The organism is Nitrosomonas sp. (assembly GCF_022842015.1).
Taxonomy (GTDB): Bacteria; Pseudomonadota; Gammaproteobacteria; order Burkholderiales; family Nitrosomonadaceae; genus Nitrosomonas.
Genome location: NZ_JALHQJ010000023.1, coordinates 1 through 22,357, shown reverse-complemented (window position 1 = coordinate 22,357; position 22,357 = coordinate 1). Strand labels below are relative to the sequence as shown.

Annotated in this window: 20 protein-coding genes and 1 pseudogene; 9 read left to right on the top strand and 12 right to left on the bottom strand. The window is 44.1% G+C overall.

Annotated features, from left to right (window positions below):
• Nucleotides 1-55 precede the first annotated feature (55 nt).
• The 5 genes from Q0C11_RS05960 (at nt 56) to phoU (ending at nt 5,645) form a co-directional block, all read left to right on the top strand.
• Nucleotides 56-1,249: a phosphoglycerate kinase gene (locus tag Q0C11_RS05960; protein ID WP_293006606.1), complete on the top strand. Its 1,194-nt coding sequence runs from the start codon at nt 56-58 to the stop codon at nt 1,247-1,249.
• Nucleotides 1,249-2,700 (top strand): pyruvate kinase, encoded by a 1,452-nt coding sequence (gene pyk, locus Q0C11_RS05955; RefSeq protein WP_293006604.1) that lies wholly within the window; start codon nt 1,249-1,251, stop codon nt 2,698-2,700. Before Q0C11_RS05960 ends, pyk begins: the two co-directional genes overlap by 1 nt.
• Before the next feature lie 138 nt (nt 2,701-2,838).
• The gene (gene fba, locus Q0C11_RS05950; protein ID WP_293006603.1) at nt 2,839-3,903 is read left to right on the top strand and encodes a class II fructose-bisphosphate aldolase; all 1,065 of its coding nucleotides are present in this window, start codon (nt 2,839-2,841) and stop codon (nt 3,901-3,903) included.
• A gap of 318 nt (nt 3,904-4,221) precedes the next feature.
• Nucleotides 4,222-4,881, top strand: coding sequence for a ribose-5-phosphate isomerase RpiA (gene rpiA, locus Q0C11_RS05945; protein WP_293006601.1), 660 nt, complete (start codon nt 4,222-4,224; stop codon nt 4,879-4,881).
• A gap of 56 nt (nt 4,882-4,937) precedes the next feature.
• The gene (gene phoU, locus Q0C11_RS05940; protein ID WP_013646214.1) at nt 4,938-5,645 is read left to right on the top strand and encodes a phosphate signaling complex protein PhoU; all 708 of its coding nucleotides are present in this window, start codon (nt 4,938-4,940) and stop codon (nt 5,643-5,645) included.
• Between the two features lie 134 nt (nt 5,646-5,779).
• Here the strand turns inward: phoU and Q0C11_RS05935 are convergent, their stop codons facing one another.
• The 6 genes from Q0C11_RS05935 to Q0C11_RS05910 form a co-directional block, all read right to left on the bottom strand.
• Entirely contained in the window at nt 5,780-6,238 is a 459-nt protein-coding gene (locus tag Q0C11_RS05935; protein WP_293006599.1) for a type IV pilin protein, read from the bottom strand.
• Between the two features lie 122 nt (nt 6,239-6,360).
• Nucleotides 6,361-9,879, bottom strand: coding sequence for a PilC/PilY family type IV pilus protein (locus tag Q0C11_RS05930; protein ID WP_293006597.1), 3,519 nt, complete (start codon nt 9,877-9,879; stop codon nt 6,361-6,363).
• Between the two features lie 33 nt (nt 9,880-9,912).
• Nucleotides 9,913-10,482 carry a PilX N-terminal domain-containing pilus assembly protein gene (locus Q0C11_RS05925; protein WP_293006596.1) on the bottom strand — a complete coding sequence of 190 codons (570 nt, stop codon included), beginning with the start codon at nt 10,480-10,482 and terminating at the stop codon, nt 9,913-9,915.
• Nucleotides 10,479-11,276, bottom strand: coding sequence for a PilW family protein (locus tag Q0C11_RS05920; protein ID WP_293006595.1), 798 nt, complete (start codon nt 11,274-11,276; stop codon nt 10,479-10,481). Before Q0C11_RS05920 ends, Q0C11_RS05925 begins: the two co-directional genes overlap by 4 nt.
• Nucleotides 11,276-11,791 (bottom strand): type IV pilus modification protein PilV, encoded by a 516-nt coding sequence (pilV, locus tag Q0C11_RS05915; protein WP_293006593.1) that lies wholly within the window; start codon nt 11,789-11,791, stop codon nt 11,276-11,278. Before pilV ends, Q0C11_RS05920 begins: the two co-directional genes overlap by 1 nt.
• Nucleotides 11,782-12,318: a Tfp pilus assembly protein FimT/FimU gene (locus tag Q0C11_RS05910; protein WP_293006591.1), complete on the bottom strand. Its 537-nt coding sequence runs from the start codon at nt 12,316-12,318 to the stop codon at nt 11,782-11,784. The genes pilV and Q0C11_RS05910 overlap by 10 nt, the downstream gene beginning before the upstream one ends.
• A 228-nt stretch (nt 12,319-12,546) precedes the next feature.
• Between Q0C11_RS05910 and thiO the strand changes: the two genes are divergently transcribed.
• Nucleotides 12,547-13,653, top strand: a complete 1,107-nt coding sequence (thiO, locus tag Q0C11_RS05905) for a glycine oxidase ThiO (RefSeq protein WP_293006589.1) — start codon at nt 12,547-12,549, stop codon at nt 13,651-13,653.
• 7 nt (nt 13,654-13,660) lie between these two features.
• On the opposite strand, the gene ispH is transcribed toward thiO, so the two are convergent.
• Together ispH and Q0C11_RS05895 are read right to left on the bottom strand one after the other, a co-directional pair.
• Entirely contained in the window at nt 13,661-14,605 is a 945-nt protein-coding gene (gene ispH / locus Q0C11_RS05900) for a 4-hydroxy-3-methylbut-2-enyl diphosphate reductase (protein WP_293006587.1), read from the bottom strand.
• 101 nt (nt 14,606-14,706) lie between these two features.
• Nucleotides 14,707-15,825, bottom strand: coding sequence for a 3-deoxy-7-phosphoheptulonate synthase (locus Q0C11_RS05895; RefSeq protein WP_293006585.1), 1,119 nt, complete (start codon nt 15,823-15,825; stop codon nt 14,707-14,709).
• A 211-nt stretch (nt 15,826-16,036) separates the two neighbouring features.
• On the opposite strand from Q0C11_RS05895, the gene Q0C11_RS05890 reads away from it, so the two are divergent.
• Both Q0C11_RS05890 and Q0C11_RS05885 read left to right on the top strand, forming a co-directional pair.
• Nucleotides 16,037-17,305 (top strand): ATP-binding protein, encoded by a 1,269-nt coding sequence (locus Q0C11_RS05890; RefSeq protein ID WP_293006583.1) that lies wholly within the window; start codon nt 16,037-16,039, stop codon nt 17,303-17,305.
• Nucleotides 17,302-17,862: a response regulator transcription factor gene (locus Q0C11_RS05885; RefSeq protein WP_293006581.1), complete on the top strand. Its 561-nt coding sequence runs from the start codon at nt 17,302-17,304 to the stop codon at nt 17,860-17,862. Before Q0C11_RS05890 ends, Q0C11_RS05885 begins: the two co-directional genes overlap by 4 nt.
• Before the next feature lie 2 nt (nt 17,863-17,864).
• Here the strand turns inward: Q0C11_RS05885 and ribD are convergent, their stop codons facing one another.
• The 4 genes from ribD to Q0C11_RS05865 all read right to left on the bottom strand — a co-directional run bounded on the left by ribD (nt 17,865) and on the right by Q0C11_RS05865 (nt 21,732).
• On the bottom strand, nt 17,865-18,974 hold the full coding sequence (ribD, locus tag Q0C11_RS05880) for a bifunctional diaminohydroxyphosphoribosylaminopyrimidine deaminase/5-amino-6-(5-phosphoribosylamino)uracil reductase RibD (protein WP_293006579.1): 1,110 nt from the start codon (nt 18,972-18,974) through the stop codon (nt 17,865-17,867).
• Nucleotides 18,975-19,092: 118 nt separating this feature from the next.
• Complete coding sequence (gene nrdR / locus Q0C11_RS05875) at nt 19,093-19,539, bottom strand: transcriptional regulator NrdR (RefSeq protein WP_293006577.1); 447 nt, start codon at nt 19,537-19,539, stop codon at nt 19,093-19,095.
• Between the two features lie 51 nt (nt 19,540-19,590).
• A complete protein-coding gene (gene glyA / locus Q0C11_RS05870) occupies nt 19,591-20,838 on the bottom strand; it encodes a serine hydroxymethyltransferase (protein WP_293006576.1) in 1,248 nt (415 codons plus the stop codon).
• Between the two features lie 192 nt (nt 20,839-21,030).
• The gene (locus Q0C11_RS05865; protein WP_293006574.1) at nt 21,031-21,732 is read right to left on the bottom strand and encodes a type 1 glutamine amidotransferase; all 702 of its coding nucleotides are present in this window, start codon (nt 21,730-21,732) and stop codon (nt 21,031-21,033) included.
• Between the two features lie 160 nt (nt 21,733-21,892).
• Between Q0C11_RS05865 and Q0C11_RS05860 the strand changes: the two are divergent.
• Nucleotides 21,893-22,357 (top strand): annotated as a pseudogene (locus Q0C11_RS05860) (DUF2868 domain-containing protein); the annotation flags it as partial.

The following is a 22,357-nucleotide window of genomic DNA, read 5'->3' as shown; positions in this document are numbered from 1 at the left end:
AAAGGATAGCGTTTGCTATCCTTTTATTTTCTTAAAGACAATTTTGGAGCTTATCGTGTCTGTTATTAAACTTGTTGACCTTGATCTTAAAGGTAAGCGTGTATTCATACGTGCTGATCTGAATGTGCCCGTGAAGGATGGTAAAGTGACCTCGGATGCTCGCATTGCCGCCTCTATGGCGACGATTAATCATTGCCTCAAAGAAGGTGCCAAGGTGATGGTTACTTCTCACTTGGGGCGTCCTGAGGAAGGAATTTGGACTGAAGAAAATTCTCTGAAACCGATTGCTGATAATATTGCTAACCGGTTAGGAAAACCGGTTCGACTAATCAAGGACTGGATGGATGGCGGATTTGATGTTGCTACTGGAGAGCTGGTGGTGCTTGAAAATTGCCGTATCAACAAAGGTGAAAAGAAAAATGTTGAGGAAACTGCACAGAAGTATGCAAAATTATGCGATGTGTTTGTAATGGATGCCTTTGGCACTGCACACCGTGCAGAAGCTTCAACGCACGGTATTGCGAAATATGCTCCGATAGCTTGCGCGGGTATTTTGCTGACTGAAGAGCTGGAGGCTTTAACTAAAGCGCTGTTGAGTCCAGCTCGTCCCATGGTTGCTATTGTGGGCGGTTCGAAAGTGTCCACCAAGCTGACCGTGCTTGAGTCGCTGTCCGAAAAAGTAGATCAATTGGTTGTTGGCGGCGGGATTGCGAATACCTTTCTTAAGGCAACCGGCAAGAATGTCGGTAGATCATTGTGTGAAGATGATTTGGTTCCAACGGCTAAAACTTTGATGGATAAAATGACCAAACGCAATGCATCAATCCCGATTGCGGTCGATGTTGTGGTTGGTAAGAAATTTGATGCAAATGAACCAGCCGTATTGAAAGACGCCAGTAGCGTGACAGATGATGAAATGATTTTCGACATCGGTCCAAGAAGTGCGCAGGAATTAGTGGATATTATTATGAAAGCCGGCACGGTGGTATGGAACGGTCCCGTGGGTGTATTTGAATTTGATCAGTTTGGTGATGGAACCGAAAAGGTTGCGCGAGCAATTGCAGAAACCGCAGCATTTACGCTGGCAGGTGGTGGTGATACCATTGCAGCGATTCAAAAATATGATATTTATAACAAAGTTTCCTATATCTCAACGGCAGGTGGTGCATTTCTAGAATTTTTAGAAGGTAAAAAATTGCCTGCAGTAGAAATTCTGGAATTGCGTGCTAACGAATCGCCAAGAACATAATGATTCGAAGAACAAAAATTGTAGCTACGCTGGGTCCTTCCAGCGGTAATCCGAAAACACTGGAACGTATGATTCGGTGCGGTGTTGATGTTGTTCGGATCAATTTCTCACATGGAACGCGCGAGCAGCATATTGAATTGGTGGAGATGACGCGGTCATTGGCCCGCGCGGCAGGTTTTACTGTGGGTGTTCTAGCTGATTTGCAAGGCCCCAAGATCCGTGTCGGCAAGTTTGAACATGGCAAAATCAGGCTTGAAGTAGGTGATCAGTTTATTCTCGATGCGGCATGTGAACTGGGTAATCAGGAACGAGTTGGTTTAGATTATAAAGAACTGCCGAGCGATCTGGAAACCGGAGCCACACTGATGCTGGATGATGGGCGTATTGTACTGGGGGTATCTCAGGTGAAAGGTCATCAGGTATTTTGTGTGGTCGAGCAAGGCGGAATACTGTCAAATAACAAAGGCATTAACCGTAAAGGCGGTGGATTGGGTGCCCCCGCTCTGACTAGCAAGGATTTAGAGGATATCAGAACGGCTGCTGAGTTTGGCGCAGATTATCTGGCGGTATCGTTTGTCCGTTCGGGTGATGATATACGACAGGCACGCACCTTGTTGCAAGAGGCGGGGGGTAAGGGCATGATTATGGCTAAGATCGAACGATCGGAAGCTATTCTTGCGCTGGATGATATACTCGAAGCTTCGGATGCAATTATGGTGGCGCGTGGCGATCTGGCGGTTGAAGTTGGTGATGCTGCTGTTCCGGCGCTGCAGAAGAGAATGATACGTTCGGCGCGGGCAAATAACAAAATCGTTGTGACCGCAACACAAATGATGGAATCCATGATTACCAATCCAATTCCAACGCGTGCTGAAGTATCGGATGTGGCCAATGCAGTGCTTGACGGTACTGATGCAGTGATGCTGTCGGCGGAATCTGCTGCTGGTGAATATCCGGTTGAAGCGGTGGAAGCCATGGCCAGGGTTTGTCTGGAAGCGGAAAAGGAATACCTGGTGAGTATTGATCGACGGATGCAGAGTATTACTCCGGCAACCATTGAAGAAGCAATTGCGCGTGCTACGATGTATACCGCTGGTGGCCTGCAGATTCGCGCAATTGCAGCATTGACGCAAAGTGGTGTGACCACATTGCTGATGTCGCGCAGGAGTTCCAAGGTGCCTATTTTTGCGTTAAGCCCGAACGAGGAAACGCGTAGAAGAGTTACCTTGTTCAGAGGTGTTTACCCGGTGGAATTTGGTGAAGGATTGAGCGATCCAGAAGAGATTCTCAATCTGGCCGAGCAGGAATTGCTCGACCGCGGTGTTGTGCGCAGCGGTGATATCATGGTGATGACGATAGGTGAGCCGGTAGGTAAGACGGGAGGTACTAATACCATGAAAATCATTAAGGTCGGCGAGTGGAAAATAAGACAAGGAATTGATGCAACCTAAAATTACTGACACGATGTCTACGCAGACAAATGTACGGGCACAGCTGCAGTAAAAAGGAATCAATCGCATTCGTGTAGAATAATCGCTTATACTAATGCTTACAGAATTTTATTCAGATAATTTATTAAGGAGATCTAAATGGCACTTGTATCATTAAGACAATTACTCGATCATGCGGCAGAAAACAGCTACGGTTTGCCTGCGTTTAATGTCAATAATCTGGAGCAAATCCAAGCGATCATGCAAGCAGCGGATGAATGTAACAGCCCGGTGATCATGCAAGGCTCTGCGGGTGCAAGAAAATATGCCGGTGAAGCGTTCTTGCGCCACTTAATCGCTGCCGCAGTAGAAGCTTATCCTCATATTCCTATTGTAATGCATCAAGATCATGGCGCTTCTCCATCGGTTTGTGTCAACGCAATCCGTAGCGGCTTTTCGAGTGTAATGATGGATGGTTCTTTGCAAGCCGACGCTAAAACACCGTCCACTTATGAATATAATGTCAATGTTACAGCGGATGTTGTTAATATTGCGCATTCAGTGGGTGTTTCCGTAGAGGGTGAGTTGGGTTGTCTGGGCTCACTGGAATCCGGCATGGGTGAAGCGGAAGACGGACATGGAGCAGAGGGTGTGTTGTCCCATGATCAATTGCTGACCGACCCGGAAGAAGCTGCTGATTTCGTTCGTAAAACCAGCGTGGATGCATTGGCTATTGCAATCGGAACCTCGCATGGTGCCTACAAGTTTACCCGTAAACCTACGGGCGACATCCTGGCGATTCAACGTATTAAGGAAATCCATGCGCGTATTCCTAATACCCATTTGGTGATGCACGGCTCAAGCTCGGTACCGCAAGATTGGCTGGATATTATTCGTCAATACGGCGGTGACATCAAAGAAACCTATGGCGTACCAGTGGAAGAAATTCAGGAAGGCATCAAGTATGGCGTGCGTAAGATCAATATCGATACCGACATCCGTTTGGCAATGACTGGCGCGATTCGCCGCAGCTTGGAAAAAGATAAAAGCAATTTCGATCCGCGCAAATTTCTGAAAGAAGCCACGGCAGCCGCCAAGGACATTTGTAAAGCACGCTTCGAAGCATTTGGTTGTGCTGGACAAGCAGGAAAAATAAAGCCAATCTCGCTGGAAGATATGGCTAATCGTTATACTAAAGGCGAATTGAACGCCATTGTTAAGTAGTTAATCGAATTATTTAATAACCCCTATGGTCAACTGTGCAGTTTAGTATGATTGATCATAGGATTCAGATTAGACTGTAATTGTTTTGGCACAGGTTAAACTAACTTCGGCAGAATCGGAGGCTTATCGCTGGATTCTTCAAAGAAACTGTTTATCAGTCGCTAAAGTGTCACATACGTTCCCAGCTTAAATCGATCATTACATTTCCTTTCCTTCTCTAGAAGAGTATAAAATTTATTCTCTTGGTGATGGAGGCATTGTCTAAATTAACAGATAACGCTATCCTGATATACGATATTATTATTTGTAAGAGACATCATGACACAAGACGAGCAAAAACGCGCTGCAGCTGTAGCTGCGATCCAATATATTCCGGTTAATTGTATTGTTGGAATAGGCACAGGATCCACCGCAAATTATTTCATTGATGAACTGGCTAAAATCAAGCATAAAATCGACGGCGCGGTTGCGAGCTCGGATGCGTCGGCACAAAGGCTTAGGAAACATGGAATCGAAGTGCATGATCTCAACAATGTTATTGATGTCCCTGTTTATGTTGATGGTGCGGATGAGATCACTGAAAATTTGCATATGATTAAAGGCGGCGGTGGCGCATTGACGCGAGAAAAGATCGTTGCCGCGGTAGCACAGAAATTTATTTGTATTACCGATCAGAGCAAGCTAGTAAATATTCTTGGCAACTTCCCTTTGCCTGTAGAGGTCATACCGATGGCGCGTAGTTATGTTGCTCGTGAAATTGTTCATTTAGGCGGGCATCCAGCTTTGCGTCACGATTTCATCACGGATAATGGCAATATCATCCTGGACGTGCATGGATTGCAAATTATGAACCCGGTTGAGCTGGAAGCAGCGCTCAATCAAATTGCTGGTGTTGTAACTAATGGTCTTTTTGCCCGGCGTGCGGCGGATACGTTATTATTAGGAACAGATAACGGTGTGCGAATAATTTCTATTTAATTTTTAATAATTGATAGCTAAGAACTCTAATCTTAGCTACCAGCCAAAGGCGAGGTATGGCAAACAAAGAGCATATTTCTAAGCAGTTTGATGCAGATCTTGAGGAAGTCCGTACCCGTGTTTTACAGATGGGTGGTTTCGTTGAAGAGCAAATCGAATATGCAATTGAGGCATTGACGAGTGGTAATGAAGAACTTATCGACCAAGTCATCACACGCGATCATCGTGTCAACGCCATGGAAGTATCGATCGATGAAATCTGTAATCAGATTATTGCGCGCCGACAACCGACTGCAAGTGACTTACGTATGATCATGATGGTGATTAAGACTATTACTGATCTTGAGCGCATTGGTGATGAAGCAGCGAAAATTGCCCGGATGGCGAAGTTGATCTATTCGTCTGATCGTATGCACATTCCGCGTTTTAATGAAATCAAACATGTCGCCAGTATTGCAATGGATATGTTGCATAAGGCGCTTGATTCTTTTGCCAGACTTGATTTGAATGCAGCTGCACAAATTGTCAGACAGGACGAATTTGTAGATGAAGAATTCCGTTCTATCTTACGTCAGTTAATTACGTTCATGATGGAAGACCCAAGAAAAATCTCTACTTGTTTGGAGATAGTATTTATTGCCAAAGCAATTGAACGCATTGGAGATCATGCAAAGAACATGTCCGAGTACGTTGTTTACATGGTAAAAGGAAAAGATGTGCGCCATGTGACGGCCGACCAGATTGAACAGGAAATCAGGGAATAATTTGAATGGTTTTTTCTTATACCAAGCGCTGATTTGGAACAACTTACTCTAGATAAACTGCGGTATACAGCAGGGCTAGTCGATGTTTTAATGAAACCTTGCTCTGTAGAAGGCAGTGGATTGTTATGTAGAAGCTAACGATTCCAACAATCTGCTACATTTCCACCAGCGCCTTGAGCTCCTGTATTTCTCAAAGTAAGTGTGCCGCAGACATCTCCCGCCATCGAACCGATTGGTATTGCCTGAAGTATGAAAGTATTGTTATCCGCAAATTGTAATGAAATATTATATTGTGCCACTCCTGTTCTCGGTGATTGGGTGATAGGTAGTGTTACAGCTATATCATCACCTGTATTAATAATTCCATCCGCGCCTACAGTTGCATCATACTGGTTATTCTGTGAATAAAATCGTTCCATAAATTGAGCATTCTCATACAATATTGATTTTGCAACAGTCCGGTTAGTTTGTCTTACATAGTCTTGGTAGGATGGGAGCGCAACGGCTGCGATAATACCTAGAATTGCCACTGTTATCATTAACTCAATCAAAGTAAAACCCATCGCTTTAGATGAATTGAAAGGTAGTTTCATAAGTTTTTAGTCTCCGAGGATTTTAATTCCAGTGAGCATTTTATAAATAATTTTGATGCTCAGTTGTTATAAATTCTTATATCGCCCATCTTGAATTCAAGAATCAATGGTATCGATTAATTCTAGTGCAAAAGCTCTCGCCACGTAATTCTGCCACGTAATCCGGCAGCACCTTTCGCTGTAGTTGTCTGTGAGAGCGTACCGTCGGCTGTTGAGTACACAAGTGTGTCAGAATCCGAGTGACCTCTAATCCGTGTAACGCCACCTACAGCAAAACCAATATCCATACCTGCCGATAGCCCGTCATCAAGCGCAAGAACCCGATTTCTGTTGGTATCAAATGCCGGAAAAGAAAGCATTCCCCCCGTTAAGAAATCGAGCGCGTTAACAACTCCTCGACCGCCAAAATCGCATGGTGATATAGAAGGCATAATAGTAGTAAATACCAAGATTCCATCTTCCAAACTGGGTACACCTGTAATCCTTTCACCGCTAACGGGAAGATTTACATACCAGCCTTTAATTGTGGTCGAATAGGACACCAAATTTCGCGTTGCCGTCCTGATTGTTCCGTCAGTTATCACTTGTTGTACAAGTGCTCCCGCTGCTACTGTTGCTACGCTACTATCATCCCATATGCCATAGACAGTCTGAGCATTTATACTGGTTGTATCAGCAGTCTCTAAGTATTTTCCTGTGCCGAATAAAACCATCTGGCCACCTTTTGGATGAAAGCTTACAGAAGGTGGAGAAATGATGGGCTTCGAAGTGCCGGATACAAATAAAGGTGCTCCACTGATGGCCACCTTCCAATTTGAAGGCGTAGCAGAGCTTACATCGAATTTCCACAAATTTCCTTTGATATCACCCGCATATATGGTATCGGCTTTGCCATTACCATTTGTGTCAAATGGGGTTGGCGTTGAAAGACCGTTTCCTGTACCTGAACTAGCAATCAATTTAATATAATCCGTTCCAACTGTCCAAGTACCATCTTCACCGCCTGAAATAAACAAAATATAAAGGACCGCTTTACCGCCTGTGCTGTTATAACCATTACCTACAATTGCAGCCCATTGATTGTTCTCCATTTTGACGATTTGCATTGATTGACCGGTAAACGAATTAATTTGCGGATAATTATGGCTATAACCCATGTCAGCATCGTCAGCACTGGTAAATTCCCATAGTAATATATTTGCTGCATTTGCTACAGTAAAGGGTGGTGCTGATTTTGTTGCGTCCGCTGGGTTTGTAACATCCAATGCATAATAGCCTTGACCGCCGCCATTCAGCCCACCAACAAGGATACTTCTCCAACTCGAGGTTAAGCTGGAATAAACATCACCCGTCATCGGAGACCCATCGACGAAATAGCGATGATTGGCGGTATAATCTTTGTCCGTCACTCTACTTAGATTCTCATAAACCGTGCTTGGTATATAAGTCAACAATTCTTTGCCTGCATCTGCTGCAGTGCATCCTGTTGTTACTCCAGCAATACAGGCATTAAACCCATGTAGCATCCCATCATTGGCGCCAACGTAAATCATTGGAACACGATCCTTATAGCTAGCATGAAAAGATTTATAGCCAGGATGATCCACATCAGAATAACCTGCACTTGGCTTTCCAACATAGAGCGGACCAGAATTCACGATATCACCTAGCTTGCTAACAGGGCGAGTACGAAAATTATTGATCGAAGTAGAACTCGAACATGTAAATGTTCCAGTTGCACTTTCACGTGTTGAACTTCCCCGCAGAAATGCTACTCTCTCAGGGCCACAATTATCAGTAGTGCCCGCTGCGTTCTTATCGAGTAACGCCTTTTGGGCAGTGGTTAAATTACCATATTCAAATGAAACTCCATCATTACTGCCTTTTGTAATTATGACTCGTGAAGCAGGATTAATGGCTCCTGATGCAAGTGAGACTTCCCCAGCGTTCCATTCTGCTGTACCGAATACTCCGGTGGAACTTAGCGGAATCGATAATAACTGCCCACTCCAATCGCCACTATTAAACTTTGCTTGATAAACTCGACCATTTGTCATTAATGAATTTGAGTTGGCTGCCACAGCAGAGGCGGAACCTGTTCGGGACACGATACTCCTTAACGAATTGGTTAATGCATCCGCAAAAGTAGATGGATCAGCGGCGCTAAAGAATTCTCCCCGACTATTGACAGCAGCGTGCCATAAGTCATCTATTTTGGCTGCCTCACTGGTCGTTGGGTTTGGCCAGGTTTGCGTTCCGGAGGGTAATTCTGTCATCGTGCCAGTTACTCCCAAGCCTACGGTAAAGGTCACCAGATGTTGCCAAAATGCCGGATCGTGAGGATTGGTTGGTACTTTGTTGGGTAAATCTGTGCGTAAATCATTTTTCCAATATTGCATCGCTGCATCTGCTAATGTATCACTATAAGCATCGGAATAAGGAAGTGCAGGAGTATATGTATATGTTGCCGGAACCGCAGGTGAAGAATGATTTGTAATACTAGAACCAGCCAAATTATCTGAATTATCCAAACCAGATATAGAGCCCGCTGTCCAGTATCCATCTGTCATCAAAATATTATAATTTTGTCGGCATTCGTGTTGGGTGCCACCAGTCGAACCTGGCGTCAGACCCCAAGGGCCTTTATCGTCTGTTCTTTTAAAGTACTCGCCGACCGCGAGTACGGCTTCTCGCAATGGTGTGCCTTTTGCAGGAATATCATGATCATATAGATTGGTAAAGAAATTTGTTCTGTCCGTGCCCGTAAATTGCCTTACACCAGTCTTGACTACTGTTGTTGCTACACCATCGATTGTTGTAGAGCCTTTATTGATAGCTGCAAAGCCAACTCGCATGGTATTTCCTTGCGCTGCAAATGCCCGGCCTACTCCCGCCCGAGATAGTAAAATGCGCGAACGATAATACGTATACCAATTGGCAAAATTCTGAATTTCTTCACTATAAGTACATGTGGGCGCTGCAACACAATCGGAACGATTGGGGCCGCTTGAGTAGGTAGAAGTGGATGATTTTATCTCTATTTTTGTATAGCTACCGGCATTATTGATGCTCCCACTATTATATTGATAGTGTACGGCAGGATAAAAAGTTTTTGACTGACTGCCAGAAAGAGTTCCGTCATTTTTCAGCCAAGTTGCTGTTTGCGTATTATTAACTGTCAGGTTACGGCAGCCAGCGGCAGTATTCAACGGATTGTGGTGCGCACATGTTGGGACAGCATTATTCATCAACGATCCATCAGCGTTACTCCAGGGTAAATACCTGGCAGTGGGGTCGTAGTAATTTTTGTTAACATAACTGGAGCGCAGTGAGGCGGTGTATTTGTTAGTTGAATCAAAATCGACAACATAATTGTTATAATCATCAGCACCATAAACACCTGACGCGCGAGGAAACATATAACGTACACTTTGAATTATCAAATTCTCCGGCATGATCTCGAAGTGCATTGATCCAGAATCATCGAGCGTGAACATTACATTTGGAGAAATGTTTCCACCTAGGAAGAGTGGAGTATTCGATAACGGGGGAAGAGCCTGAACACCGCCAGTTAAAAGAATGAGCGAGAAAACCATCACTTTAGTTAATGTTAAAAAACCGTATAAATTATTTTTCTTCATGATCTTCAAATCCTTGGCAGTATTTTTTTATAACTATGGTCTAAAAACCTCTTGTATCCATACAACAGTACCTTGCTTGGCTCCTTGAGCCCGAACAGTAATACGATAGTAGTACCGTAAAGTATTTCCGGGCGGTGTTTTCTGTATCCCTTCAATCAAATATGTAGGTGCTGGGACACCGACTGGTAGAGCAGGTGCTGTGTAAGGAACACCATTAAATCTAAAAACGTTGCCTTCTACATAATTAATCGGACAACCCGGGTTACAGTACGTATCCCAGGATTTAGCTGGAGCATCAACACCTGCGCCGTAATAACAGAATCCGTCTGTGCAGCTAGTGTCAAATTCACTCATACCTTCAATCGATTTGGGTGAATTTGTAGAAGGATCATTGTCACGAATATGATGTTCGGCATAGCGCAAAGCCATTTCTGCTGCCTGCATCGCGAGCATGCGATCTCGCATATTGGCTGACATTCTTTCCTCTACCGTTGCCATTTTCGCGGCTGTTATTCCAAGAAGAGATAGAGCCAACAAAAAAATCAGTCCTGTTACAAAGACAGCACCACTTTGCCGCTGAAAATAATAAAAATTCCTACTCATGGCGTATCATTAATGCGGTTACGTAAATTAATCGTTGATGTAAACGCGCGTCTCAATCGCCTATCTGACGGGATGGCAATTGATGCACCATTGCAGTCGAGATAATTGCCTGCTGAAACGACATTTGTTTTTTCAGAGCGAATCAAAACACAAATACGCGCTGTGATAACTTGCTCCCAATCGGCTGGTAGATCGGTATATTGATCAACGGATTGATCACTATTCGTATCCACTCCGTAAAGAATTTGTAGATCTTCTACATCGCTTAATAAAACTTGCCCGATTGGTGGTGCGCCGGGCGCCAGCGGGGTATCGGAAATTTGCCCATCACACTGTAATTCTGCATTGGCCGCATCAATGTTAAAATGATTCTGGATGATTTGGCCCGCAACACCTGCCACTGTACCTTCGCAATCACTGTCTCCAATTGCTCCTTCAAATTGCACCGTTAAGGTATCGGGTACACCGGCACTGCCATTAGTGCCGCTAATGGCAGTGCCGGTAAATTCGACTTTAAACCCAGTAAATGGTATTTCTACATGTCCGGCTTGCTTGATACTTCGTCCAATAATCTCCAATGCGAAACGCCCGCTTTCTTGAACCCGGGCATTATCTTCCTGTTCGCGAAAAACTCCCTGGCTACTGACGAAAACAGTTCCGATAACGAGTAGTAATACCAAGCCAATTATCATTCCAACCATCAACTCAACCAGAGTAAAACCATCTTGAGAATTTGGTGTTGTACTTTTTCGTTCGGATTCGAATTTATTTTGATGAATTGTTGAAGTAGTCATCACGGTGCAAACCTTGTTACAAAGCACTGAGTATTTGTTGTTCCCCCTGGGCAGTTAGGACTAGGGTTAGGGTCATCTGCCATTTCTTTTTCTGTCCACATCAAAGTAATCGAATATCCCACTACTAGGTTTCCATTTACAGTGCCAACCCCACCGGGAAGTAATCTGGCGTTAGCTGTATTCCATAGCGCATGATCAAAAGTCGCGATTTGTGCCGGACTACAGGTATTTGCTACACAGTCCGCGCTGCTGGGAATATTTGCTGAAAGTGCATCATATGCTCCTGCGGCTACACCTGCTATGTTGGCACGCATACGATCAGCAATATCCTCTGTTTGTTTGCTGGCTACAGAACGATAATAGGCAACATTGTTACTGCGCGCACCGGATACGACTAGTGCCGCCATACCTAGTAAGCCAAAAGACACGATTAGAACCGTAATTAGTACTTCAATTAAGCTAAAGCCATTGCTATGAGTTTGCTTTTTTATTGAAAATATCCTATTTATCCGCATGTTCCTGTACCTGTTTCAGAACGAAAGCGCCCTTGATTATTTAAGATAATAGCTTTTGAATGCGATCCCCCACGACTATCGCACAGTGTAAAAGTATCGTTAAATCCCATTGAATAACCATTGGCGGTAAATGTAATTCTGTTTTTTCCCGAGGAGAATGTATTTCCTCCCGAGAAAGTTGTCCCAACCTGTAGAATTTCTTCACCTGCGTCAACTACACCAGCGTTATTGGTATCGGCAAACACTAACCAACCATTCGACCAAATTGTTCCTCCTGTGCAGCTAGTACCATTTGTGCTGGGGCAAAGCGAAACGGGGCTACTGCGCCGAACAGCTTCACTTTTAGCTAAAGCCAATGCCGAATAGAAGCTATTGCTTTGTGTCGTCAGTAAATTGTTTTGAAGAAATGTGCTAAAACTTGGCACGGCAACTGATAACAAAATACTGACCACGCTCAATGTGACCAGTAGTTCAATCAAGGTGAAACCATGTTGATATAATTGTTTAATCAGTTGCGTTTTTTTCATGCGCGAAATCCCATGCCCTCATTGTTTTATCTTCTAAGCTTATTCATTAATATCTTTCGGCTAGATTCTAGCGGCCATAATTTAGACAAACTTTAGCTTTTAGAGCGAAATCTTATGTATCTTTCGATGGTTGATTCAATGTAAAGCATCTATACATGATAGGTATGGGATAATGTTTCCTTTACCAAGCTTTGCAATTTTTCAGTATGAGCAAATAATTACTCCATCATGAAGCAGGATATAGTTGTCGTTGGTGCGGGCATCATTGGACTTGCAACGGCTGAAAGGCTTTTAGCACAGGGCGCGAATGTTACGATACTTGAACGAAATCAAGCAGGACAAGAATCATCCTGGGCGGGTGGTGGTATTTTATCGCCGCTTTTACCATGGGATTATTCCGATCTTGTCACACAACTTACCAGCTACAGTGCCAAGCAATTTCCAGCTTGGGTTTCAGCTTTGCAGGAGGTGTCTGGGATAGATCCAGAATACGAAATATCAGGCATGTTGATATTGCCGCCTTACGATTTAGAAATTGCTAAGCAATGGTGTGCGGTTCGAGGGGTTGAAATCGAACAACCCACAGTTTCCAATATTTCTTATATCGGAAAAAATTTTGGTTCTGATAGAACGAAAACACATGATCGTTCTTTATTTCTGCCAAAAATTGCTCAAGTGCGTAACCCCAGACTATTACGTGCATTAATCAGCAGAGTTTTACAGTTAGGTGGGAGAATCATAGAAAATTGTGCGGCCTATTATTTTAATTCTAATCATCAAAAGATACAGTCGCTTACATCATCTTGTGGGGAATTTGTTGCTGATTACTATATTGTTAGCGCCGGCGCCTGGAGTAAGGAAATATTAGGAGTCCACGCTCTGCAGCTCGATATCAGGCCAATAAAAGGGCAAATGTTATTATTTAAATTTAATATACCGCCGGTAAGTAACATTGTGGTGCAAAATGATTTTTACATCATACCTCGTCGAGATGGCCATGTGCTCATTGGCAGTACACTCGAGGATGTAGGGTTTGATAAACAAACGACGGTATCAGCATTTAACCAGTTATTAAGACACGCCTATGACATTTTGCCGTCACTTCAAATGATGCCCATTAAGCAACACTGGTCAGGATTACGTCCTGCTTCATCCAGAAATATCCCTACGATTGGTTGGCATCCGGTTATTCGTAATTTGCTGATCAATACCGGACACTATCGCTATGGGGTGACGATGGCACCAGCTAGCGCCGAGATTCTAGTCAATGAGATGACGGGCGCTACACAACCATTCGATACCTCTCCGTACCAAGCAGGATGGGGAATTAACTAACGTTCATTTAGGCCTTGGGTAATGGGAATACAACCGACTCTACAACACCACTTAACTCTTCTATCATTACATCCTCACCAATTTGATCGGCACCTATTTGTTTGAGTCTGGATATCACTTGTTGTACTAGAATTTCAGGTGCAGAAGCTCCGGCCGTAATGCCAATAACTTTCTTTCCGATGAACCATGCTTCTTGCAACTGCTCGGCACGATCTACCATATAAGATTCCACATTGGCATTTCTCGCCACTTCACAAAGCCGATTTGAGTTTGAACTATTGGGAGAACCAACCACGATAACTAAATCACATTGGTTGACCATCTTTTTAACAGCATCTTGACGGTTTTGCGTGGCATAGCAGATATCGTCTTTTTTAGGGCCGGTAATCATCGGGAAGCGTTTTTTTAGGGCATCGACAATGCGTGCAGCATCGTCGACAGATAATGTGGTTTGAGTTACATAAGCCAGATTTGTCTCATCTTTAACCGTTAAAACCTCAACATCCATCTCTGTTTCTACCAGATACATTCCCTTGTCTTCACCTTCAATCTGCCCCATGGTACCTTCAACCTCAGGATGACCTTGATGACCGATCATAATGATCTCCTTGCCATCTTTACGCATCTTACCTACTTCGACATGAACCTTGGTAACCAGCGGACAAGTTGCGTCAAATACCTTCAATTTACGATCAGCTGCTTCCCGGCGGACCGCATGAGAAACGCCATGTGCACTAAAAATTAGAATGCTATCTTGTGGCACCTCATCCAAGTTTTCCACAAAAACTGCGCCTTTTTTCTCCAGGTTTTCTACCACAAATCGATTATGCACCACCTCATGACGCACATAAATCGGTGCGCCATGCATTGTAAGCGCTCTTTCTACAATCTCGATCGCGCGGTCTACACCGGCACAAAAACCTCTTGGATTTGAGAGTAGTACTTTGATCATTTTTTATTCTCCAACAATGGATATTATGTTTGCACTCAGTCAGTAATAGATAAATTATTATAAATAACAAAACTTATCAGCTTATAAATTACGCTGGGATTTTATATTTCTCGATAACGTTCAGCCAGTAGGGTACGTTTTTCATAAGCTTCACGAGCGATTTGGATATCCTCAAGAAATTGCGGTAATTCTTTGATCAGTAATGCTTGTGGGCCATCTACCAATGCGTTACTGGGTGCCGGGTGAAAATCCACCAGTACCATATTGGCGCCTGCAACGATGCCTTGTGCAGTCACATGCATAATGTCCAATATGCCCTCCGGCGAGCTTGCGCGTGTTCCCACTGAATGTGAGGGATCTATACAGACCGGCATGCGTGTCAAGCGCTTGACCGCCGGCACATGTGAGAAATCGACAAAATTACGATGCGGGTCACCCATGTTTGTTTTCATGCCACGTAAACCGAAAATTACTTTTCGATTTCCTTCCGAAGCTAAATACTCTGCAGCATTCAAAGATTCATCCAAAGTAATGCCAAAGCCTCGTTTGATCAATACTGGAAAATTCTGCTGGCGACCAACGATTTTTAATAATTCAAAATTTTGTGTATTCCTTGTACCTATCTGCAGCATAACGCCGGTTGCACTGCCTGTCTGGTAAAGCGCGTTACGTATCTCTTCTAAATGAGACTCGTGCGTAATCTCCATGGCAATCACTTTTATTCCATATTTTCCCGCCATATCAAATACATAAGGTAAACAGGTCTTTCCGTGACCCTGAAAAGCATATGGACTGGTACGTGGTTTATAAGCACCCATACGCGTACAAACCTGACCATGCTCACGCAATGCCTTCATCATCATTTCAACATGTTCAATGGTGTCGACGGCGCATAGACCGGCAAACACGTTTAGCGTGTCTTGCCCAAAACGAACACCGTTATATTCAAAGTAAGTTGCGCGATCGTCATTTTTATGTCGACCTAAAACGCGATATTCTTCGGATACGCGTACAACGCTATCAACACAAGGCAAGCAACTCACATCTTCAATGGATAATACTTTGGTGTTACCGATTAAATATATCTCTGTTAGTGTTTGCTCAATGCCGACTTCGGTATGAACGCGTGTTGATATCCCCGTGAAGTTGGCTAGATGCGCCATCAACTGTTTATATTCCGGGCTTTCAGGTCGGGTATTGGGAACAAGAATAAGAATCATAAAGTAATTTTAGAAAGATAATGCTAATTTTCAAGCGCAAGATAGGTGACCGAAGATTTTAACCGAAAAAACCATTGGTTACCATGATTTCAGTATGTGTTCAAATTTCTACTTAAACTAACCTGAGACAATTTGTCACATAGCTATTTTAGGGAATTTCAGCTAATGTTCTATTGTTAAACAAGTCAAAAATTCATCCTATACATGCATCATGTTCAGTGATCTCAGTCAATCACCACTTAGCAAAAACTTACACCGATTATTTCTGCTTCGAAATATCGCTATATTTGCCCAATGCCTCACCTTTACCATCGTGTACTGGAGCATTGATATTGTAATTCCCTGGCTACCCATGATTGTCGTCGTGATATTACTCGCAGTAATAAATCTGCTTACATGGATACGATTACATCGTAAATGGCCAGTTTCTCACTTGGAATTCTTTTTTCAATTGTTGATTGATGTTCTGGCACTGAGTGCTTTGCTGTATTTCAGTGGCGGGTCAACCAATCCATTTATTTCATTATTCTTGCTACCCCTAACCATCGCAGCCGCCACACTGCCTTGGCGCTATACATGGATTATGGCTGTTATTACAATTGCTTGTTATACGCTGCTGTTATTCGTTTATATACCTCTCCCGCACGAGCATAGCAATCATCTTATTGAGTTTGCATTGCATGTATCTGGAATGTGGCTGGCATTTGTATTAAGTACAGTAATCATTGCCTGGTTTGTCGTTAGAATGAGTTCTTCCATCCGTGATCGGGACCGCGATCTTGCCAAAGCACGTGAACATGCCTTGCGCAATGAGCAAATCATCGCATTAGGAACACTGGCCGCAGGTGCCGCTCACGAGCTAGGCACGCCGCTCTCGACGATGGCAGTAGTAACCGGTGAATTACAGCAAGAATATACGCATGATACAGAATTCCAAAACAATATTCATATACTGCGGGATCAGATAGTTCATTGCAAGCAGACTTTGACTCATTTGCTGGCAAAAGCAGGTCAAACAAGAGCTGAGCATGGTAGCGAGCTTGCTGTTGACGAATTTCTCCGTCAAATATTGGATAAATGGAAGTTGATACGGCCCTCTGTTAAATTCACGTATCAAAGTACAAGCACACAACCCGTACCTCGAATTATGGATAATCAATTATTGAACCAATCTATACTCAATCTGCTGAATAATGCCGCAGATGCATCTTCAGAACGTATTGAAATCAGCAGCCATTGGGATAATCAAGAGTTGCACCTGGAGATTATTGATGACGGCAAAGGGTTGTCAGCAGAGGCATTGCAGCGTGCTGGTGAAGCTTTCTTTTCCAGTAAAGCACCGGGACAGGGTTTTGGCATCGGCTTGTTTCTGGCTAATGCCAATATAGAACGATTTGGAGGTAGCGTTCGTTTGTTTAATCTTGAAAATGGCGGGGCCTGCACACAAGTCGTTTTACCATTGATAGGATCAATTGCATGATCGAGTCTTTATTAATTGACAGTACCGAAGATCCCAGTTTATTGATCGTTGATGACGATACTATTTTTTGTGAAGTGCTAGCAAAGGCCATGAGGAAGCGCGGTTTTTTCGTAACATGCGCGCATGCCATTGAAGATGCTCTAAATCTAGCTGAACAGTCGACACCCGAATATGCCATTGTTGATCTAAAACTATCCAGCGAATCAGGATTGGTATTGGTTGAAAGATTAAGAGCTTTGGATCCTGGTACCCGTATTGTTATGCTAACAGGCTATGCCAGCATCGCCACAGCTGTTGAAGCAATTAAACTTGGCGCCACCCATTATCTTGCAAAGCCTGTCGATGCGGATCAAATCATGGCAGCTTTTGAACGTACAGTTGGGGAGTCTGATACACCGATCAGTGCGAACCCTTTATCAGTGGGTCGATTAGAGTGGGAATATATTCAACGTATTCTTGCCGAGAACGACAATAATATCTCGGTGACAGCAAGAATATTGAATATGCATCGGCGCACGCTGCAACGCAAACTTGCCAAAAGACCCTTGCGAGAGTAAATCTACGATAAGCTCAGGCTTGATGGAAATCTTGCGATGATTCGGATATCTTGTCCAATCATGCGTACATCCTGAATTTTAAGTTCTTTTCTTTGTTCAAGACATGTTAATTCAGGCAGTTTAATCATCCCTCGCGCATCATCACCCAGCAAGTGTGGCGCAAGATAAAAAATCATTTCATCAACCAATCCAGCTTCAATCAATGCGCCATTCAATTCACGCCCAGCCTCCACCAGCACTTCATTTATTTCCAACTCAGCTAAAATAGTCATCATTCTCCTCAGATCAACTGAGTCTTCCGCATTGGGTATAACAATAACTTGAGCGCCCATTCCACTAAGCGCTTTTTTTTTCTCAATATTCCCATCATGTGCGGTAAAAATTAATATTTCGTCGCCCCCCTGAAGCAATTTCGCATCCAGCGGGATAGTCAACCGGCTGTCTACAATAACTTTTTTGGGCTGGCGCGCTGTCTCAACATGCCGAACTGACAGCTGTGGATTATCGGACTTTACGGTACCAATGCCTGCTACGATAGCACATGAGCGTGCGCGCCATCGATGACCGTCATGTCGTGCGGCTTCGTCGGTAATCCATTGGCTGATTCCGTTGTTCAGTGCGGTTTTGCCATCCAGGCTGGCAGCAGTTTTCAGCCTGATCCACGGTCTCTTATCGGTCATGCGAGTTATAAACCCCGCATTGAGTGCTTGTGCTTGTGTCTGCAATAAGCCTTTTTGCACGGTGATTCCCGCTTGCTCCAGGAGTGCGCAGCCACGTCCGCATACCATTGGATTGGGATCTTCCATGGCTATTATGGCCTTGGCAATTCCAGCGTCAATTAAAGCGTTAACACAGGGCGGCGTCCGTCCATAATGACTGCAAGGCTCCAATGTGATATAGGCTGTTGCGCCACGCGTCTTTTCTGAGGCTGAGGCTAGTGCATTAATTTCTGCATGCGGCTGCCCCGCCTTTTCGTGCCAGCCGCTACCTACGATTTGATCATGTAGCGTGAGTACGCATCCTACACGAGGATTGGGTGTTGTACTGTAGAGTCCCTTTTCTGCCAGCCGCAGTGCATGTGACATGAAAGCGTAATCGGCGGAAGAAAACATCTAGAATATCCCTCTGGTAAGATAAATGATAGGAAAGTCCAGCTTAAAAAACCCGAAAATCATCAGAGACTTTCTGACGTATTCGGGATACTTTCTCCCGTTGCAATGGTTGCCCCGGCTATTGCACTTCCTTTATCGCATCACGAAAATCATCCACGTCCTGAAAGCTTTTATAAACAGACGCAAATCGGATATACGCTACTTTATCGAGTTTATAAAGTTCTTCCATCACGCTTTCGCCAATACTGCGTGATGAAACTTCGCGTTCACCCTTGGCCAGGAATTTTTGTACAATACGATCAATTGCCGCATCAACATAACTGGTTGGAACTGGACGTTTGTGAAGCGCTCTTTTAAAGCCCGTTAACAATTTGTTGCGATCAAATTCCGCACGAGTACCATCATGTTTCACGACCTGAGGTAAACGCAGCTCAATCGTCTCATAGGTTGTAAAGCGCTTATCGCAAGCCAAACAGCGTCGACGACGGCGAATTTTTTGACCATCCTCGCTTACACGCGAGTCTATGACATTGGTGTCATCGGTATTACAAAAAGGACACTTCATATTTAATCATGATCTGTAATCATAAACTCAAGTCATGTGTCAGTTTTGGTGTTATCCATACACCGGAAATTTTGCACATAATCGTTTTGCCTCGGTAGCTACACGTGCTATGACTCCCGAGTCTTCAGGTGCAGCCAGAACGTCTGCTATCAGATTAGCCAATTGCTCCGATTCCAGTTCTTTGAAGCCTCGAGTGGTTATTGCAGGCGATCCGATGCGAATGCCACTGGTAACAAAGGGTTTCTGCGGATCATTGGGGATAGCATTTTTGTTAACCGTGATATGCGCCATTTCAAGCGATTCTTCTGCTTGTTTGCCAGTTAAGTTCATCGCGCGCAAGTCAACCAAGAATAAATGACAATCGGTCTGGCCAGATACAATCCGTAATCCACGATTGGTTAACACCTTAGCCATGACCCTAGCGTTATCAATTACCTGTTCCTGATAATCTTTAAATTCCTTGCTCGCAGCCTCCTTAAATGAAACAGCTTTGGCTGCAATTACATGCATTAATGGACCGCCTTGAGTTTGTGGGAAGATTGCAGAATTCAATGCTTTCTCATACTCAGGTTTGGCCATAATGACCCCTCCTCGTGGGCCGCGCAAGGTTTTGTGCGTAGTGCTTGTGACAAAATCAGCGATTCCAACTGGGTTTGGATAAAAGCCCGCTGCTACCAACCCAGCATAGTGTGCCATATCCACCAACAAATACGCGCCAACAGCATCGGCTATTTTCCGAAAACGCTTCCAGTCTATCACTCGTGCATAAGCAGAGGCACCCGCTACGATCATTTTGGGTTTATGTTCATGGGCTAATTTCTCGACCTCATCATAATCAAGCAATTCGGTTTCCGGAACCAATCCATAAGAAATCGAATTAAAAATCTTTCCGCTCATGCTCACGCTAGAACCATGGGTTAAATGACCCCCATGCGCTAGCGACATGCCAAGCAAAGTATCGCCTGGCTTTAGCACTGAGAGGTAAACTGCTGTATTGGCTTGGGAACCCGAGTGTGGTTGCACATTCACATACTCAGCGCCAAAGAGCGCTTTTAATCGATCAATCGCGAGTTGTTCAACTTGATCTGCATACAAGCAACCGCCATAATAGCGCTTGCCTGGATAACCTTCGGCGTACTTGTTGGTCAGAACGGAGCCCTGGGCTTGCATGACAGCGGGGCTAGCATAATTTTCCGATGCAATTAATTCGATATACTCTTCTTGGCGTTGTACCTCGCCTTTAATTGCTCGCCATAAATCCGGGTCGACATTTTCTATAGTGTGTTTCTGCGAAAACATGATAGTACCAATCCTTCGAAAATTATTAAAACCACTATAGTAACATTACCTGTTGAAACGCAGATAGTTGATCAGAAAGGCAGTAAAAAAAGCGAATGGAATTTCCTTGCTGCAAGTTATGCATTCGTTTCTCAATTGATGCCAGTGTTCTCATTGTCGAGAATGACCCGATTAACAGGCGAGCTCCACGAGCTATTTCAAATGGACAATCCATTTCCGGTACAGCCTTTCAGCTACCATGTTTAGCGCTGCCACCCGCTCAGGTAAATCTTTTTCAATCTCTTCCATTGATTGCACTGATGGCTCGCTGATGCTGGCAAGCTCTTCTGCGGCTACGCTGCACCAGTCGCGCACCAAACGTTCTGTCATTTCGACATGGCATTGCATACCTAAATGCACGTCGAGTGCAAAAGCCTGGTTTTCACAATACTGGCTGGATAGGATGCACGTGGCACCTTGAGGCAGGCTGAAAGCTTCGCCGTGCCAATGAAAGGAATTGAAGGTGGCTAGATCACCAAACCATTCACGCGCAATCGGATGATCCGGTACGGTGACTTCACCCCACCCCATCTCTTTTGCCGGATTGGCGCTGATAACGCCTCCCAGTGCCTTGGCCATCAATTGCCCACCCAAACAGTGACCCAATACCGGCATATCCACGGCAGCTGCCTGTCGAATCAGTGTAAGCGACGAATCGATCCAGGGTAAATCATCGTTGACGCTCATGGGCCCGCCCATAAACACTAAACCACTGAATGCATCGATACAGGCTGGCGGTTTTTCTCCAGCGTCGATTTTAATCAGGCGCCAAGGAATATGATTGTTGTCGAGAAATGTGGCAAAATAGCCCGGCCCTTCGATGGGTATATGTCTAAAAATTGCAACCGGCTTCATAGAAACTTCCTGTCACTATATTGAATGATGTGATGATCGATTTTAGCCTGTTTTACAGCATGCTGAGAATTTAGGTTGATATTTCTTGGACACTCATGAGTCGCTCATTAACCATAAACCGTAACTCTTTGATTGTTATTTGCTCAAAATGGATCGCGCAATGTCAGTAAAAAAATATACCTTTTCTGATTTGGTGCGGATTGAGCAATTACGCAAGATCGAATCGATCAAAGCAGAAGAACTATCCTATACCAGCATCAAGAATATACCGAGTTCTGCAAGCAGTGATTTCAGTTATCCTGAATTCATTCATCAGCTGAAGATTCGCGCTCATCATTTGATTTACGAGAATGCGCTGGCAGATAAGTTGCGGCAGCCGAGTCAACAGTTTGTTCGTGCGCGTCGAATAGGTTTGATCATAGCAGTGATTTTGGGCGGCCTGGCAGCGAGCCAGGCAGTGAGCGAGTCTTCCACGCTGAATATTTATTGGTTACTTGCAGTGCTGTTGGGATTTAATCTGATTTCCCTATTGTTATGGATATCCGGTATTGCTTTGAATTTACAGAATTTAAGTAGTGGCGTCGTGGCGCAATTAGCCAGCTGGTTGCCTTATCGGCATAAGCAT